15 protein-coding genes and 1 pseudogene are annotated in these 15,147 nt (G+C 61.9%); 5 read left to right on the forward strand and 11 right to left on the reverse strand.

The window, feature by feature from the left end:
* Positions 1–17 precede the first annotated feature (17 nt).
* Complete coding sequence (gene pstB, locus CXY77_RS15450) at positions 18–797, forward strand: phosphate ABC transporter ATP-binding protein PstB (RefSeq protein ID WP_092341817.1); 780 nt, start codon at positions 18–20, stop codon at positions 795–797.
* Positions 798–913: 116 nt separating this feature from the next.
* Here the strand turns inward: pstB and CXY77_RS15455 are convergent, their stop codons facing one another.
* Positions 914–2,518: an amidohydrolase family protein gene (locus CXY77_RS15455; RefSeq protein WP_104130422.1), complete on the reverse strand. Its 1,605-nt coding sequence runs from the start codon at positions 2,516–2,518 to the stop codon at positions 914–916.
* Between the two features lie 274 nt (positions 2,519–2,792).
* Here CXY77_RS15455 and CXY77_RS15460 point away from each other — a divergent pair, with 274 nt between their 5' ends.
* Positions 2,793–3,107, forward strand: coding sequence for a hypothetical protein (locus CXY77_RS15460; protein ID WP_104130423.1), 315 nt, complete (start codon positions 2,793–2,795; stop codon positions 3,105–3,107).
* A gap of 57 nt (positions 3,108–3,164) precedes the next feature.
* On the opposite strand, the gene CXY77_RS15465 is transcribed toward CXY77_RS15460, so the two are convergent.
* From CXY77_RS15465 to CXY77_RS15510, 10 genes are all read right to left on the reverse strand, one after another.
* Complete coding sequence (locus CXY77_RS15465) at positions 3,165–3,791, reverse strand: RES family NAD+ phosphorylase (RefSeq protein ID WP_158252854.1); 627 nt, start codon at positions 3,789–3,791, stop codon at positions 3,165–3,167.
* Positions 3,788–4,423 (reverse strand): hypothetical protein, encoded by a 636-nt coding sequence (locus CXY77_RS15470; RefSeq protein ID WP_104130425.1) that lies wholly within the window; start codon positions 4,421–4,423, stop codon positions 3,788–3,790. The genes CXY77_RS15465 and CXY77_RS15470 overlap by 4 nt, the downstream gene beginning before the upstream one ends.
* Before the next feature lie 214 nt (positions 4,424–4,637).
* Positions 4,638–5,108 (reverse strand): hypothetical protein, encoded by a 471-nt coding sequence (locus tag CXY77_RS15475; protein ID WP_104130426.1) that lies wholly within the window; start codon positions 5,106–5,108, stop codon positions 4,638–4,640.
* Positions 5,089–5,886 carry a DUF1524 domain-containing protein gene (locus CXY77_RS15480; RefSeq protein ID WP_104130427.1) on the reverse strand — a complete coding sequence of 266 codons (798 nt, stop codon included), beginning with the start codon at positions 5,884–5,886 and terminating at the stop codon, positions 5,089–5,091. Before CXY77_RS15480 ends, CXY77_RS15475 begins: the two co-directional genes overlap by 20 nt.
* The gene (locus CXY77_RS15485) at positions 5,864–6,406 is read right to left on the reverse strand and encodes a hypothetical protein (protein WP_104130428.1); all 543 of its coding nucleotides are present in this window, start codon (positions 6,404–6,406) and stop codon (positions 5,864–5,866) included. Before CXY77_RS15485 ends, CXY77_RS15480 begins: the two co-directional genes overlap by 23 nt.
* A gap of 130 nt (positions 6,407–6,536) precedes the next feature.
* Positions 6,537–6,953 (reverse strand): DUF262 domain-containing protein, encoded by a 417-nt coding sequence (locus CXY77_RS15490; RefSeq protein ID WP_104130429.1) that lies wholly within the window; start codon positions 6,951–6,953, stop codon positions 6,537–6,539.
* 200 nt (positions 6,954–7,153) lie between these two features.
* Positions 7,154–7,699 carry a nucleotide-binding protein gene (locus CXY77_RS15495; protein WP_199181930.1) on the reverse strand — a complete coding sequence of 182 codons (546 nt, stop codon included), beginning with the start codon at positions 7,697–7,699 and terminating at the stop codon, positions 7,154–7,156.
* Positions 7,696–8,817, reverse strand: a complete 1,122-nt coding sequence (locus CXY77_RS15500) for a helix-turn-helix domain-containing protein (protein WP_104130430.1) — start codon at positions 8,815–8,817, stop codon at positions 7,696–7,698. Before CXY77_RS15500 ends, CXY77_RS15495 begins: the two co-directional genes overlap by 4 nt.
* Before the next feature lie 632 nt (positions 8,818–9,449).
* The gene (locus tag CXY77_RS19975) at positions 9,450–9,629 is read right to left on the reverse strand and encodes a hypothetical protein (RefSeq protein ID WP_140425551.1); all 180 of its coding nucleotides are present in this window, start codon (positions 9,627–9,629) and stop codon (positions 9,450–9,452) included.
* A gap of 69 nt (positions 9,630–9,698) precedes the next feature.
* Complete coding sequence (locus CXY77_RS15510; RefSeq protein WP_158252855.1) at positions 9,699–11,486, reverse strand: DUF4012 domain-containing protein; 1,788 nt, start codon at positions 11,484–11,486, stop codon at positions 9,699–9,701.
* Positions 11,487–11,711: 225 nt separating this feature from the next.
* On the opposite strand from CXY77_RS15510, the gene CXY77_RS15515 reads away from it, so the two are divergent.
* From CXY77_RS15515 to istA, 3 genes and pseudogenes are all read left to right on the forward strand, one after another.
* Positions 11,712–12,602 carry a polysaccharide pyruvyl transferase family protein gene (locus CXY77_RS15515; RefSeq protein WP_104130433.1) on the forward strand — a complete coding sequence of 297 codons (891 nt, stop codon included), beginning with the start codon at positions 11,712–11,714 and terminating at the stop codon, positions 12,600–12,602.
* A 724-nt stretch (positions 12,603–13,326) separates the two neighbouring features.
* Entirely contained in the window at positions 13,327–13,965 is a 639-nt protein-coding gene (locus CXY77_RS15520) for a hypothetical protein (protein ID WP_140425552.1), read from the forward strand.
* 347 nt (positions 13,966–14,312) lie between these two features.
* A pseudogene (gene istA / locus CXY77_RS15525) lies at positions 14,313–15,068 on the forward strand (IS21 family transposase); the annotation flags it as partial.
* Between the last annotated feature and the right edge of the window lie 79 nt (positions 15,069–15,147).

Consider the following 15,147-nt stretch of genomic DNA (forward strand, 5'->3'; position numbering starts at 1 on the left):
TTTTAGAAAGGACTTAAATGTCTAAGCGCATCGAAGTCAACGACCTCAACGTGTACTACAGCAATTTTCTCGCCGTCGAGGGTGTCTCGATTGTTATCGAGCCGCGCACGGTGACCGCGTTCATCGGGCCCAGCGGTTGCGGAAAATCCACGTTCATTCGCACGCTCAACCGCATGCACGAGGTCATCCCCGGCGCGCGCGTTGAGGGCGAAGTGCTCATCGACGGCAACAACCTGTACGGCCCGGGCGTTGACCCGGTGCTCGTGCGCCGCCAGGTGGGCATGGTCTTTCAGCGGCCCAACCCGTTTCCGACCATGTCTATTCAGGACAACGTGCTGGCCGGCGTGAAGCTCAACAACCGACGCATGAGCAAAACGGATGCCGACGACCTCACCGAAAAGGCCCTCCGCGGCGCCAACCTGTGGAACGAGGTGAAGGATCGCCTGGCGCGGCCCGGATCCGGACTCTCCGGCGGGCAGCAGCAGCGCCTGTGCATCGCGCGCGCCATTGCGGTGGAGCCCGACGTGATTCTGATGGACGAGCCCTGCTCGGCGCTCGACCCGATCTCGACGCTGGCCATTGAAGACCTCATCGAAGAGATGAAGCAGGAGTACACGATCGTGATCGTGACGCACAACATGCAGCAGGCCTCGCGGGTGTCTGACCGCACGGCGTTCTTCAACATTGCGGGCACCGGCAAGCCCGGCAAGCTCATCGAGTACGACGACACGACCACGATGTTCTCGAACCCGAGCGTTCAGGCCACGGAGGACTACGTGTCGGGCCGGTTCGGCTAGGTCGCACTGGATTTGTCGCGTTCACGCGCGACGGCATCGACTCAGTGGACAACTTCGATGGGTGAAGACGCACCTGCACCCACCAAAGTTGTCCACTGAGCCCCGTCCATAGATAGCTACGGGGCCAGGAGGGCGGCGCCGTGGGTGGCGCGACCGGCCAGCAGCGTGGCGGCCACGGGCATCCGTTCGAAGGTGGCGTCGGAGACGGTGAGCGGGTCGCCGTCGAGTATGGCAATGTCGGCGACGTCGCCGACCTGCAGGCGGGTGCGTGCGCGAGCGGATGCCGCGAGGGCCTCGGCGCGGGAGATCACCTGGTCGGGGCGCCAGGGTTCGCGGCCGTCGCTGCGGGCCCGCGATGTGGCAGCGCTCATGGCGGTGAACGGGTCGAGCGGCGCGACAGGGGCGTCGGATCCGAACGCGAGAGTGGCTCCGGCATTGAGCAGGGAGCGCAGAGCAAAGACGCGATCGGCGCCGGCGGACCAGTTGAGTTCGACCGCGTCACGGTCGTCGAGCGCGTGCTCCGGCTGCACGCTCGCGATGACGCCAAGGCTGGCGAAACGGGCGAAGTCCGCGGGCTGCAGGAACTGGGCGTGCTCGATGCGACCGCGAACGGATGCCTGACGCTCACGGCCACGCCGGTCCGCCCGGGCTGCAGCTTGGGAGGCTGGGACCTCATGGGCGGACTGGCCGGCGGCTCGACCGGACATGGCGGCAGCGGCAGCAGCGCCTAAGGCTTGCTCCTCGTGGGCGGCCTGGCCACGCAGGGCAGCGCGCTCGAAGGCGTTCAGGGCTACGGTGTTGGCCGCGTCTCCGATGGCGTGCACCGCGGGCAGCAGCCCGGCGCCCCGCGCTGCCACGAGAATCTCCGTGAGCTCGTCTTCGCTCACGGCGAGCACACCGCGCCCGCCGACCGGGTATTCGTCGACGCAGAACGCCGTGCGGGTGTTCAGGGATCCGTCGATGAGCAGCTTTAGTGGCCCCACGCTGAGCAGGCCGCGGGTGTCTGCGATGCGGTCGCCGGTGTGCATCCGCTCGGCTACGGCACGGTCGAAGTCGGCGAGATAGATGCCGGCCTCGACCCGTAACGCATCGAAACCGTTCAAGAAGCGGCGCTGCCAGACGGAACGGTTCCAGGTCATCTCGAAGTCCACGATGCCGACGACTCCGCGGGCGGCGGCCCGGGATCCGGCCTGGGCGGCGAGCGCATCGACCTCGGCGTCGGGCAGCTGGCCGAGCGCGATGGTGAGGTCGAACGCGGCCTGTTCGCGCAGCAGCCCGGACTCGTCGACGTGCACACCGAATTGCTCGGCGGCAGCACTGTTAATCCAGACACAGTGCAGGTCATGGCTGATCAAAGCGGTCGGATGCCCCTGCGTCACGTCATCGAGACCGCGCAGGGTTGGCAGGTCGGCCCAGACCGCATCGCGGAACCGCACTCCGATGAGTGGGGTGTTCGGGGCGGCGACCTGCGCCCGCACGAGCTCGAGGGCCTCGCGCGCAGAGACCGCGGTGGAGAGGTCGAACCGGGCTCCGGCGAGCGCCCACTGGGTCAGGTGTACGTGTTCGTCCCAGAGGCCGGGGATGACGGTGCGGCCGTCGAGGGTGGGGGCATGCGTTGTGGTGGCCGGCACGATCTGCGTGATGACGCCGTCAGCGATGTGCAGGTCGGAGAGCGTGGTGTCGCCGGGCTGCCGGACGGAGCGCAGAACGAGGTCGGGCATGGCGCGGCTTTCGGTCGAGGGGGTCTTGCCACCCTACAGGCGGGTGCGGGGCAGATCTGTCAGCCAGTTTCGGATGCCGCGAGCGGCACCTTCACCACCCATCAACTCGTGCGCAGTTCGGCGGAGCGGCCCGAAAGCGTACAGCAGAAAACCTTCAGTGAGAAATTGTCAGTAAACCGTAGATATCTACGGTGCAGACCACTACGGTGTGAGTCGTTCGAGGCATTCCCCGCTTCGATTCGTGCCGAACCGACCGCTCTGACAGGAAATTCCCATGCTCAAGAAACTCTTTGCAATCACAGCCCTGGCCACGCTGGCCGTCTTCGCGGTGCCGGCCGCGGCATCCGCTGTCACGTATGTTCCCAGTGACGGTCCGAGCCCCAAGGTGACCCGTGTCGTTGTGCCCCCGGATGAGGGGTATGTCGGCTCCAAACCAGCCTACGTGGGCTACATCGGGCTCGCCTCCACGGGCTATGACGCCTCCGTGCTGGCGATTTCGGGCGGAAGCGCCGCGCTCCTGCTCGGGCTGACCCTCGTCACCACGTCGGCAGTGCGACGCAAGCGCGCCGAACGCTCTGTGCGCCCGTAAAGCGGATGCGGGATGGCTGGGACTCAACGGATGCCCACCGATGGGCGGCGCACCCAGCTACAGCGAGGCGTAGCCCAGGTTCTTCGTAGCCTGGGCCACGATCTCGTCGGCCGTGACATCACTGAGCCGTGCGCTGAAACGAACGCGCGCGGGGAAGGCGGAGACCCTCTTTGTGCGGCTGAATAGGGTAACGAGGGGCTCGTTATTGATCGTGGACTGGTGATAGAGGCCATCCAGCACGTCACCGTGTCGCTCACAAATCGCCCTAGCCCACGCTTGCGTAGACGCCTTTTCGTTCATCATCATCGCCGCCGCCGCACCGTTGACCACCGGCCAGTTCGAGGTGAGATCGAGCAGCACTAACGGGCGAGACGGAATCCAGGAAGCAATCGTCGCCCCGCCCATCGAGCGGTCGATCACGCGGGTGGCCTGGTACACCTCTCCGAGCGCGGTGACGGGCCGAGTGGCCGCATACATAACCCCGATGTCTAAGTACGTGCCGGTAGGCGGTGGTTGCGGGTCGAATCGCATGTTCGGGATCGGGCCATAGTGGCGCAGCTCGTTCCACGCCAGCGAGTGCGCGCCTTCCGTGCGAAAGACACGCCAGAGCGACCCCGAGAGGGTGCGCACGTGCGAGGTCGGGTCAAGGATGAACGTATCCGGGGAAAAGGCCGGAACCTTCACGACTGCAGGACGCTGCTCAGAATGTCCACGAGCACCTGCGGATTGCCGCCGTTCCGCAGCCACTCCACCGGAGTCATCGGTTCACCGCTGACGCTCAGATTTGCCTGCGGCGTGGTCATAAAGCCCTGAACACTTGCGGGGTGCATGTCTTCGGGGAGCGCCTTGACCACGGCCGCGAGGCCGGGGAGCACCGGCTGCCCCGAGTCGTTGGTGAGCTGCCAGGTCGGGTAGCGACGCTTCCCACCCGCAATGAATCCATACAGACCCCCCTTGGCCTGGCGGTGCCTGATTCGCGAGGCGTCAAGACCGAGCCGTAGCGCCACCTCGGCCGCGCTCAGGGTCTCGGTGATTGCCGCGAGTCGCGTCGTACGCTCTGTCTGAACTAGATCCCCTCTGGCGACGCCGGCCTCAATTTGGGCGAACTCGCCCTCGCTAAATGCCCCGGACTCAACGAGGTAGTTGACCTGCTCCGTCGAGAGAGCACCGCCGCGGGGCTGTCGGCGGCTGATCAGCTCGGCTGACTCGCGAAGGAGGGCGACCACGAGTTCGTCATCCAGGCCTTGCGCCTGTGCGACCTCCATCAGGTGCTGCACGCTCTCTTGAACTTCGGCACGAACCGTCGTGTCGGACATGTGAACTCCTTCGCTCAAAGAGCAGTGCGCACTCAACATGCTATGCGGGAAACAGCGTGCGCACAACACCGGTGACCCGAGTGCCACCGGCGCACACAAGCGGATGCGGAACGGCCAGGCATCGCAGGTAGCCCACTGCATCATGGCAGGCGACGCCTGCCACGATGCAGCAGGCCGAGCACCCTCACGACCACGGCACGCGCGGCGCCCGGGCTCAGCGGCCGGGCTCTGCGCCGGCGACGACGTCCCTGAAAGCCCGGCCCTGGGCGACGACGTGCGCGATCAACGCATCTCGCTCGAGGTAGGCCGGAGCATCCACTGGAATCCAGAGGCTCGTGTGTGCCCGGCCCGGAAGTTCGGTCTCGCGCTGCGCCAGCGCCGACGCGGTGACGCGCACGTCAACGGTTGGCCAGCCACCGGTACCCGAGTTGACCTGCATCCAGATCGGAGTGCGACGGTCGGCCCGTCGGCTGGCAATTCCGAAGGCGAAATACGTGTCGGGCTCTGGTTCCCCGATCAGAATCCACCGGGCATAGTCGAAGCCACTTCTCGGGCCCATGGGCAACGCGCGGCCCGACGGTTCGAGTTGGAGTTGCTTCGCCGCCTCCCGCACAACTTCCTTGAGCCACTCCTGGCGACCGACCCACTCGTCACCAAGGTCGAGTTCACCCGCGACGGTCGGCACCAATCTCAACTTGGCCGTCGTCGGTGGCATCGCTGGCAAATAGTCGCGCCAGAGGAAAGCGGTGTAACGCCTCATCGAGCAGCCGGGCCGATCGACTCGTGATCACCTCGCGAAAGATCGCCATCGCCGCATCGATGCTCGTTTCATCACCTGTCAGCAGTCGATCCACCTCACAGTGGCGCGCAATGTCCTCCTCGGTCAGCGACCACACCTCAGCAGCCTGCACGGGAAAATTCACGTCTGCATCGGCCAGCCACGTTCGGAGTCGAAAGAACTTGGCATCGCCGACCGCGTCCTTCAGAGAACGGTTCACCGACGCATCCAGGGCCCAGAAATTGCCAGCGGAGTTCACCAGTCTCCGATCCCGGTGGTGCTTGCGTCGGCCGTCTCCGCGCGTCCACATCCTGGAAGCCTGCGCCTGCGGAAAGATGTGGTCCCAGTCAATCGGCCGGGCCAGCGCATAGGGGAGGCGTTGCGCCAGGCTGGTGAGCAGCCATCCGTTTTGGTCGGCGATGCGAGCCCGCTCGGCCACGTCACGCAAGCCGTGAACCGCCTGCCTTGACCCGGTGAGCCCACCCGATCGCGCCACGGCGAGAATCTGTTCAATAGGAAAAGGGGCCCCGGCCTTGCCCGCGGCCAGCGCTTCAAGCGGGGCGGCGCGGCGAAATCGGTCGCCCATGACGGCCGGGTAGCGAAAGATCGCCGCGCCGACGAGATAGGCGTCGATGCGCGACAGGTTCTCGCGATACCAGGCGTCATCGGTTCGGCTGCTGGCCAACGCCCACCCCCAACACCTCATCCCAGAGGTCTGCGGTCACCAGGCGCAGCCCGTAGCCGAGCTCGGAGTTGTCGCGCAGCCACGCGGCACAGGCGCCGACCCGCGCGAGAACCACCGACGTCTGTGCGGTCAGCTCCTGCAAGGCGTGAACCAGGGGCTCGCGCTGGCGCCCGGTCAGGCGGTCGACCCGCAGGGGCAGCAAATCGCCCTGACCGAGCCCCCGGCTGGCCAGCCTTGACACGAGGCGCAGCGCATCCATGCGAGTCGGCAGAAAGAGGGCGGCGAGCTGCACCCGATCGAGTCGCGATTCGGCTTCATGCCAGAAGGTCTTAACCGCGGCAAAGTAGACGTCGGCACCCTCAACCTGTACTCCCCCGAGGTTGGTGCGGCTGAAAACCTCCAGTACATCGCTGGCCTCCCGAACCGTGGCCCGCAGCACGGGAATCACCGGATCAAGCCAGGCATGTATGAGCCGCTGGAGCCGGTCGACCGCAATCGAAGCCGCCTCGGGGGTGAGCACGGCGTCGAAGTCGGGGTCAAGCTCGGTGAGGAGGTGGGCGACGTTGCCGGCCTCAACCAGGAGCGAGTCGAGCGGCCGGTGCTGTTCGGCCCAGGCCGCAAACCGAGTCAGGTCGCCATGCAGGTGGCGGTCATCCAGCGGCTCGTCGGAGTCCTCGGCACGCCACGCGATGTAGCCGAGCGCCCGGTCCCTCGCGGCGCATGGTCATGTGCAGATAGAACCGCCCGTACTGGCCCTCACCGGTGAGCATCGAGAAAAACGCGTTGATGCGCTGCTGACCGTCGAGCAGTTGCCAGGCGTTCGGGTCACCGTCGTCGACGCGGCGCTGCCCTCCCTCGACCCGAATGACCTTGGATGCACCCTCCACCCGGCACAGCAGAATTGCCCCGATCGGATAGCCGGCGAGCATCGAGTCCAGCAGGTGGCGCATGCGCACCTGGTCCCACACTTCGGCCCGCTGCACGAGCGCCAGATTCCAGCGATCGTCGAGGTTCAGCTTCTGCAGAACCAGGTCACGAACCGAGACGACGCCATCAGTATCCAACATTTGGACCCCGCCCCTCGCGCCGCGAGTACGGCAGCAAGGCCAACTTACAAAGACGATCTGACCAGCGTGTTGGCAGGACGGCGGCGGCAAGCGGATGCAACGGGTCGCCTCCCCGACACACTTGGCTCACGACGGCATCAATACGGCGACTGCGACCAATACCGGGCCAGCTTTCATAGCCGCGTTCCGAGAACGCGTGATTAGTAGTCGATCAAGCCCTCGCCCACGGCCCACTGCCGAAAGCCGCCTTGTTCGAACGGCAGAAAGTATTCGCCCGAGATGAGGTCGTCCGCGAGGCTTTCGACCATGGGCAAGGTTAGCTGTCCGTCGCGAATCGCTTTACACAGCAACGGGAGAGTTGCGGTGACACGAATGCCCTCGTCATGTGCAATCTGCCGTGGCACTGCGTCATCGAGAACGATTTCGAACCCGCGCACCTTGCCAAGAGCGAGAACACCGCATTCGCCAGTGTTCCGGCCGCCTTCGACAAGTCGATCTGCAAACGCCGCGAAGGAAACCATGTAGGCGAGATCAGTACTTCGATCAACGGTAATCCAGTCTGCGTCCAGAATCTGCTTGAGGACGGGAACCTCGTGCGACTGCCGCCGAAGTTCCGCTTCCACGCTGTCCGGGATCACGACGGGTCGGTTACCGGCCAGAAAGTGAAGTACCCCAAGCCAGCCTTCCACAGCAAAGTGCCGAAGCGGCCCCGTGTCGAAGACAAGGGCCTCCGGTAAATCTGTCACGAAACGAAATTCCAGAGTTCATCTTCGCGCCGAGGCCGAAGAGGTGGCAGATCCTCGTCTTCAAAGGTGTCGCGCAGCAGACCAAGCGCACGCTCCCGGCTGATTTTTTCTTCGCGGAACGATCGCAGGACGCCTTTCTGGAACGCAATCGGAAGGCTCGTTGCTTCCAGCTCCGTCGGTACGTTGAGCCCGAATTCAACTATGTCCGCACGGGTCGTGGAGATAGTACGGATGAAATTGGCGACGTCGCTCTCGACTACCTCCAGCTCACGCAGTCGGCGTGCAAGGGTCGCCATGTCTACCCGAAAGTCGCTCGCGCAGAGCACGGCGGCCTCACGCACGCCGTAAGCTGCGCGCTTTTCTTCCCACAACCCAGCGAGGCCATCTTTGGGAAGAAGCAGCGCTCGAGCGAAACGGTCGAGCGTAGCTTCGATATCGCCGTTTTGCTCGGAGATTCGCCAGTCAATCGTGTAGTCGTCTGCAACGAGAAAATGTCCGAGCTCGTGGGCGAGAGCCAACCGCCTCTTACCGACCTTGTTGTGGCTGTTTACTAACGAAACACCACCACTCGTCAGCAAAATGGTGCCAGCGTCAGCAGTGTCGACTCCCAAGTCCATAGAGAAGGCGAATAGGCCGATCTTGGCGACTCGGTTCGCTAGGTCGTGCACGGGCTCGGTGTTGTTCAGTTCGAGTAGGTGTCGCGCTGTGGCGGCGAGGTCGTCGGCGGCGGAGTTGCTCAGTGGGCGGGGGTACGGCGTTTCCGCGAGTCGCTCCGGGCCGAGTTCCGATGCCGCAAGAGACTGCACAAGTTCTACATCGGCTGCGAGGCCGGCGAGCAGTTGGTCTACCTTCGAATCAACAGTGTCCAGCCCCTGACTGGAGCGATGCGACACCAGTGCCGGAAGCGGGTCGGAGAAGAACGACGTCATTCGAACTCCAATCGCCTGGGCGACGCTTGAGAGCTCCAGCGCTGTAATCTTCCTCGTGCCCGCTTCGATTTTGCTCACGGCCGTGCGATCTAGCGCGACAAGACTGCTCAGCTCTCCCTGGTTGAGGCCAGCGCGTTCGCGCGCTTCTCGAATGCGCGCGCCGAGTGTGTTCGCATTAATCTCATTCATGTGTGCCATTTTCGCACATACACGAGAAGAGTGCTATATCCAGCGCCACTCGGCCAGACAACGCCCGTTGACACCAGCGCTGCTTGGCGCGATGACCGCGGACGTACGAACGAGTTGAGCCATTTGTGATTCCCCTGGCCGGCGCGCACACAGCGCGACCGGTTAATGCTGAGCCATGGCTAAACAATCCATCGACCCGTTTTTTGACGCCGACCCCCAAATACCCGACATGACGCAGTTTTCGTCTGCCACGTTCCGCCCGAGAGCGCTCAGTTCGCCTTCCGCGTAGTGCGGCGGCCGCCCTCCAGCTGGCTCACGCGCTGCCCCGCACGTGCTGTGGTGACCGTACGGATGCAGGCAGGCGGATGCGCGAGGTCAGCCGGCGAGACAGGCATAACTCTTCACCTCGCGAGGCGAGCTGAGCGCCCTGATGGCGGACTGCGTCAGATTCTTCACCCGTAAGAGCATGAGCCTCGCTTTCAAGACTATTAGCATCTTTCTATTTTTCGAAAAGACGCTAATGCTGAGATCGTGCTCGATCAGCAGCCGGAGTCCTGCTGTTCGACAAGATCTAGTTCCTCTCGAAACAGGAGCTTGCGGCTCGCGCCGACACCCCGCACCACTCTCGAGGCCTATGGCCTCGGGCTTGCCTCGGCGATCACGGCGTCGAGACGAGACAACGTCTGCGCCAGCTCGACCCGCACGTTGCCCAGAGTCACAACATTGGCCAGCGGCCCCTCATCATCTGGCTGATACCGCTCGACTTCAACGCCCGAATCGTTTGTTTGCGGATCGCTGGACTGCCCGTGCACAAGGTGCGCTCCAGCAACCTCGCCGTGTCATACACCTCGGTATCCGTCATTCTCATCGCGGCCCGATGCTCACCGCTCCACCTCATCGCACCCCACGACCAGTTCCTGCGACTCGAGCAGGTTCAGCACCGGAGTGTGCACGATTTCTAGTTCGCCGTGCTCGTCGTCCCCACCCAGCAGGTAGAACCGCGTCGTCACCGACTCCCCCGGGGCCAGTTCCACTGTCACCTGACTCACTGGATGCCCAAGGTCAGTCGCCGGGTGATAGGGAACCCGCTCTCCGCCTCGTGACACTCCCAGGTTTTGCGAATCCGGCGGCCCGTAAACGAGCATGATCGTTCTAATGTTCCCTTGCACCACCCCGTAGGTGCCGGGCCCAGTGACGGACTTCGGCAACGACGTTGCGGCGTCGAGCGGCGCCGTGTTGGCCAGGGTCACGTCGACGGCGTAATACGGTCGAGAATCATTGCGGCAGGTGACCTCACCGACATCAATACGGGTATCAAGCAGGGTGTTCATCTTGGCACCCGTCGCATCATTGAAGTACACGCCAATTCGCTCAGCGGATGCGTCACTCACCGGCAGATCGCCGGTGAGCGTCGTGCCTTCAAGCAGCTTCTGGTCCTCCTCATGCGCGCTCCAGATGAGAATGCGCCGCTCGTCGCCCGCCTGCGCCAGTGCAGAGATGAGTGCCGTCGGGTCGGCCTGGCCGCCGGCCAGGGCCGCAAAAACGGCGGCTGCCGCAGAAGCAAAAACCGCGTCTTGGTCGCCCGGATCATCGTAGTTCGCGTAGACATCCGTGAGCAGTAGCTGCACGGCGTTGTCACTCGTGAGCACCTCACCGGTCGCCAGCGTGATGGGCCCTGTGGCGCGTAACAGGTAGCTCAGCGCAACGGGGTCGAGGGAGATGACCCCATCGACCTCGGTGCCATAGGTACGTTTCCACATCTCCCGTGTGAGCGCACCCGTGATGGGAAATTGTGGAGTGAGCGTGACGTCGCCCATGAACGTACTCACCAGGTCGGTGTAGATGCCGCGCGTCTCGAGCGGCAGGTCAAGCACCGGTTCCTCAAATATGATTCCGGCAGCCGATTCCTGGCGAGTGATCTGAATTTGACCGTTCTCGGTCGCAATCTCCGCGAATGCCCCGGGCAGCCCACCGGTCGCTCGCACCTCCGCATTGTTCTGAAAAAGCAAGAGGTAGCTGCGCCGCTCATCCGCCCCCAGCATGGCGGGCAGCAATTGAACCGCGCGATTCACACCAGAAACGCTTTCTGCCGTGGAATCAACGGCCGCGGCCAGCTGTTCCGTCGCGGCGCGCACCTGCTCCAGAACCCTGGACGTATCGATCGTGGACACATCGACGGATGCCTGCGCCAGGGTCGCATCGATGTCGGCCATTACAGGTTGTGCTTGCACAAGCGGGTCTAGATCGAGGGCACCGCCGACGGGGCTAAACCCGGCCAGATCGAGATTTTCGGTGAGTGCCACCATGGGCTTTACTGCACCTTCGCTGATGGTTTCAACAACCTGGGCGAGCTGCCGAACGGCCGCAAGATTAGCCCCCAGATACGGAACCACTTCGAACACACGCCATATCGGATCGCCCGCGTGATCCGCAGCTGAACGGGAGTGTTCCCCAAGTTCCATAGCCGCCCCCTGCGCAGCTGCAACGTCCCCCGACGCCACGGCCTGCTGAACAGCGGATGCGAGCGGCACAGCCTGTTCCAACTCCGATTTGGCCATAAGAGCCTGCGCGCCCACCCAGATAGTGGCACTCCCCAGAAAACAGATGACGCCGATTGCAATTCCGAGCCAAATCCGACGAATTCGCTTCACAGCTGCGTTCTTCTTCATTTCGCGATGTGTGCCCATCCATAGATTCAACCAGTAAATTGCGGTCCCCTTTCAGGTCTTTGACGGGCGCGTCAGCTTAGACAGTGCTAGCAGCGGGACACGAAAGACACGAAAGACACGAAGCGTGCCAGTACGCCCCCGACTAAGCGCCACTCTCCCATTAGGAACACGCCACCCTCGATTGCGTCGTCATCCTTCTCACCACTGCTGTCGTAGACTTTGGACATGCGCTTTGGTCATACTCTAAATGCCTACTGGTGGTCTCCTCGCAAGAACTTACGAATGCTTGGCATAGAGGCGGGACTTCGCGCACGCATGTGGTACGAGATGACTCAGCATGGGGGCGCTCCACTTTATAATTTTGGTGATGAACTATCCAGTCTCGCTATCCGCGAAGCCACCGGCCGCCGTGCCGTATGGACCCCAATCCACAACGCGGACGTAATTGGAATCGGTTCTATACTGCATCTCTATCGAGACACGGGCTGCCAAGGCTACATCTGGGGGTCTGGAATTCAGTTTGATCCTGATTCCTATGCTGCAATGTCTGGCGAGAAAGTCCTCGCCTTACGTGGTGAAAAAACGAGAGCAGCAATTACCGGAGCTGAGCACGCCCCGCTGGGCGACCCAGGACTCCTCGCCCGCTCAATATTTGGGCGGCATTCCAGAAACCGTTTAGGACCGCGCGCGAGCTCTATCATTATCCCGCACATTACGGTGTTCAGCACTCGCGCAGGCCGTCAGTTGCTCGCCGAGTTTGGCAAACATGTGGGAAAAATTGTTCCTCCCTCAACTCCTATTGCGGAAATCGCCACAGAAATCTCCCGAGCCCGGCACGTTTACAGCTCTTCACTTCATGGTATTATCGTGGCCCATGCGCTTGGTACGCCCGCTACTCACATCGAATTTTCGGCCACGCCCTTGGACGAATTCAAATACGACGACTATTTCGGTTCACTGAACTTGCAAAGAACTTCTATTCCAGCTATTGACATTCTCAAGAAAACAAATCGGGAAGCGGCCTTTAAGAACGCCGATGCCCAACTATCGTTCGCTGATACCACCATTGATTCATTAGTTCAAGGCCTATATCTGTCAGCCCGTCCGCTTGTCTGAGTTCTCGGATTTCATTTCGGCAGTGCACCGACCTGAAGGATAATTCGAGTTGAGATCAATACGAGGCGTCGCAATTCCGTCAATGCAGCTAATCGGGGCTGGTCTTTCCTTTCTGCTTTGGGTACTTATCGAAAGGCTCTTTACCCTCGATCGTCAAGCGCTGGCCGTAGAGGTGTACTCATATGGGGTGGCACTATCTCTTCCTCTAACACTCGGTTTGCCTTTCATTCTAGCGAACTTGTTTCGATCGGCACTGCGATCTGACTGGGACGGTCGCGGCGCATGGAGCCCTGCCGCAACCCTATCCGCCGGGATTTCAGGACTTGCGGGCTTTTTAGGACTCATATTTGTTTCATTTGCACCGGAATCATCAGGGCTTTCACGAGTCGCGGTCGGAATGACAATAGCATCAATCTTAGCGACTTCGACGCTATTGCTTCAAATTGCTCGCCTCTCACGGAGTCTGCGGCTAACAGCCTCGGCGACCGCGGCAGCACCTCTCATTCCGCTTCTCTGGGTTCTACTTTTAGGGTGGGACGTACAAGAAAAGTTCATCTCGATAGTTTTCGGATCTGTCGCCGTCGGGTGTTGGGCTTGCTTAGTGAGCCTAATAAGAAGGAGACTCGACTGGTCACTTTGGCATCCAGACCGACGCCTACATAGTCGGGAACAACTTAGAAGTGCCCTCGCGCTTGCCCTCCCGTTGCTCCCACATCTCATATGCATGGGCCTCCTCCTCCAGGGAGTGCGGCTTGCTGTCGTCATTCGAGGAGGTACCGGTGAAGATATTGCAACCGCCCACTACCTGATGCTTTTGATCGGAATTGGATCTACAGTCATCAGCGCAATGCACGGTATTCTAGCGACAGATTTGCAAGCTGCCACGGACGAGAATTTTGCGAAAACAAGGAAGCACGCCGTACGCAGCTACATGTATCTGAGTTTCATTATGGGGCTAGGTGGCGTTGTGACCATTAAGTATGTGGGCCCACTTCTATTCTCCTCCATAGGAAATGTCGGTGAAGTTGCAGGAATAGTGCTCGCGTCAACGCTGCCGTCTCTGTGCACCTACTACTGCCTCAGTGCACTCTCCGTGAGGCTCGGTCGCACCGGAAGGCTTGCTGCGGTGTCTGTAACAGGGCTGCTGATTTTCTATGTCTTTGTCCTTAGGTTTCCGAGCAACTTGGACAGCCTAGTTATTCTCTACTCTGTTGCAATCGGAGGCTTGCCTATCCTCATGTCAATAGTCATCGGCCTCGACAGCGCTGTATCTCGAAAAGTAGTCTGGAAATGCACTCTCGGCGTGATGATAGGCCAGCTTCCCGTCGCAGCCTTCCTAATCCCCACGCTCTTAGGCTCCTAGAGATCTCCTCGAGCGTGGCCTGGTTTCACGAGTGTATTTGCGTGCGGAATCCGCCACCATCGTCGCCGCGGCCTAAAGCCTCAATTCTTAACACCAAAGACCAACGGTGTCGAATTCCATAGCCCCCGACACTTGGGTCAGCGAGGGCAGCTCCAATATCCGCTGGACCACTTCTTTAGTGATGGTTCCTGAATATTGGCTTCTAAGGGAGCCGGGGGCGGTACGCCTGAAGGCCAGCCCTCGTAATCATGAATCGTGTCGTTCAGAGCCATAGTTGGCGTGGTTGAGAGCCACCTGCAATGCTCCTTCCACCACGTGAGGGCCACGTGGTGGAAGGAGCACCGATAATGGTACGGAAGATCAAGGCGAAGCTTGTCTTGCAGTTACGAAACCAAGGCTTGTCGGGCAGGGCGATCGCGTCGGGGCAGGGCATTGCTCGCAATAGCGTCCAGGTGGTGCTCGAGGCGGCGGACCGACTCGGCGTCGGCTGGGCTGACGTCGAGGGGATGCCGGAGGCCGAGGTGTATGCGGCGTTGTTTCCGGGTCGTGGTGTGCACGAGTCCGTGTTCGCGCAGCCGGATTGGGGTCGGGTGCACACCGAACTGGCCCGGGTCGGAGTGACGTTGAAGTTGCTGCACCAGGAATACGTCGACGCATCGGGTCCGGCCCAGGCTGTGATGAGTTATGACCGGTTTTGCCGGCTTTATGGCGACTACTCCGCTGTCTCGGGTGCGACGTCCCGCGTTGGTCATAAGGCTGGCCGCAGCATCGAGGTTGACTGGTCTGGGCCGACGATGCAGCTGTTGGATCCGACGACGGGTGAGATCTCGAAGGTGTATTTGTTCGTCGCGTGCCTGCCGTTCAGCCGGTATGCGTTCGTCGAAGCGACGTTGGATATGCGGCAGGAGTCGTGGCTGCGCGCCCACACGGCGATGTTCGCGTTCTTCGGCGGCAGCGTGCCACGCCTGGTGCCGGACAATTTGAAGACGGGGGTGATCTCCCACCCGCGCGAGGGCGAGGTTGTTCTCAATGATGCCTACCGGGAGATGGCGGCGCACTATTCGGCCGCAGTACTGCCGGGCCGCGTTCGGGCACCCAAGGACTATCCCGAGGATTCTGTTATCCCGAGTTCTGGCCCGTCCAGCAACGCACGAGCGGCCGTGGGCGTTTGATCTTCGGGAT

Source organism: Cryobacterium sp. N21 (assembly GCF_002929575.1).
Taxonomy (GTDB): Bacteria; Actinomycetota; Actinomycetes; order Actinomycetales; family Microbacteriaceae; genus Cryobacterium; species Cryobacterium flavum.

What these genes read in the sequence shown, in the direction of transcription:
- pstB (WP_092341817.1), top strand. Translation starts at nt 18, where the DNA reads ATGTCTAAGCGCATCGAAGTCAACGACCTCAACGTGTACTACAGCAAT.
- CXY77_RS15455 (WP_104130422.1), bottom strand. Translation starts at nt 2,518, where the DNA reads ATGCCCGACCTCGTTCTGCGCTCCGTCCGGCAGCCCGGCGACACCACG.
- CXY77_RS15460 (WP_104130423.1), top strand. Translation starts at nt 2,793, where the DNA reads ATGCTCAAGAAACTCTTTGCAATCACAGCCCTGGCCACGCTGGCCGTC.
- CXY77_RS15470 (WP_104130425.1), bottom strand. Translation starts at nt 4,423, where the DNA reads ATGTCCGACACGACGGTTCGTGCCGAAGTTCAAGAGAGCGTGCAGCAC.
- CXY77_RS15490 (WP_104130429.1), bottom strand. Translation starts at nt 6,953, where the DNA reads ATGTTGGATACTGATGGCGTCGTCTCGGTTCGTGACCTGGTTCTGCAG.
- CXY77_RS15500 (WP_104130430.1), bottom strand. Translation starts at nt 8,817, where the DNA reads ATGAATGAGATTAATGCGAACACACTCGGCGCGCGCATTCGAGAAGCG.
- CXY77_RS15510 (WP_158252855.1), bottom strand. Translation starts at nt 11,486, where the DNA reads ATGAAGAAGAACGCAGCTGTGAAGCGAATTCGTCGGATTTGGCTCGGA.
- CXY77_RS15515 (WP_104130433.1), top strand. Translation starts at nt 11,712, where the DNA reads ATGCGCTTTGGTCATACTCTAAATGCCTACTGGTGGTCTCCTCGCAAG.
- CXY77_RS15520 (WP_140425552.1), top strand. Translation starts at nt 13,327, where the DNA reads ATGGGCCTCCTCCTCCAGGGAGTGCGGCTTGCTGTCGTCATTCGAGGA.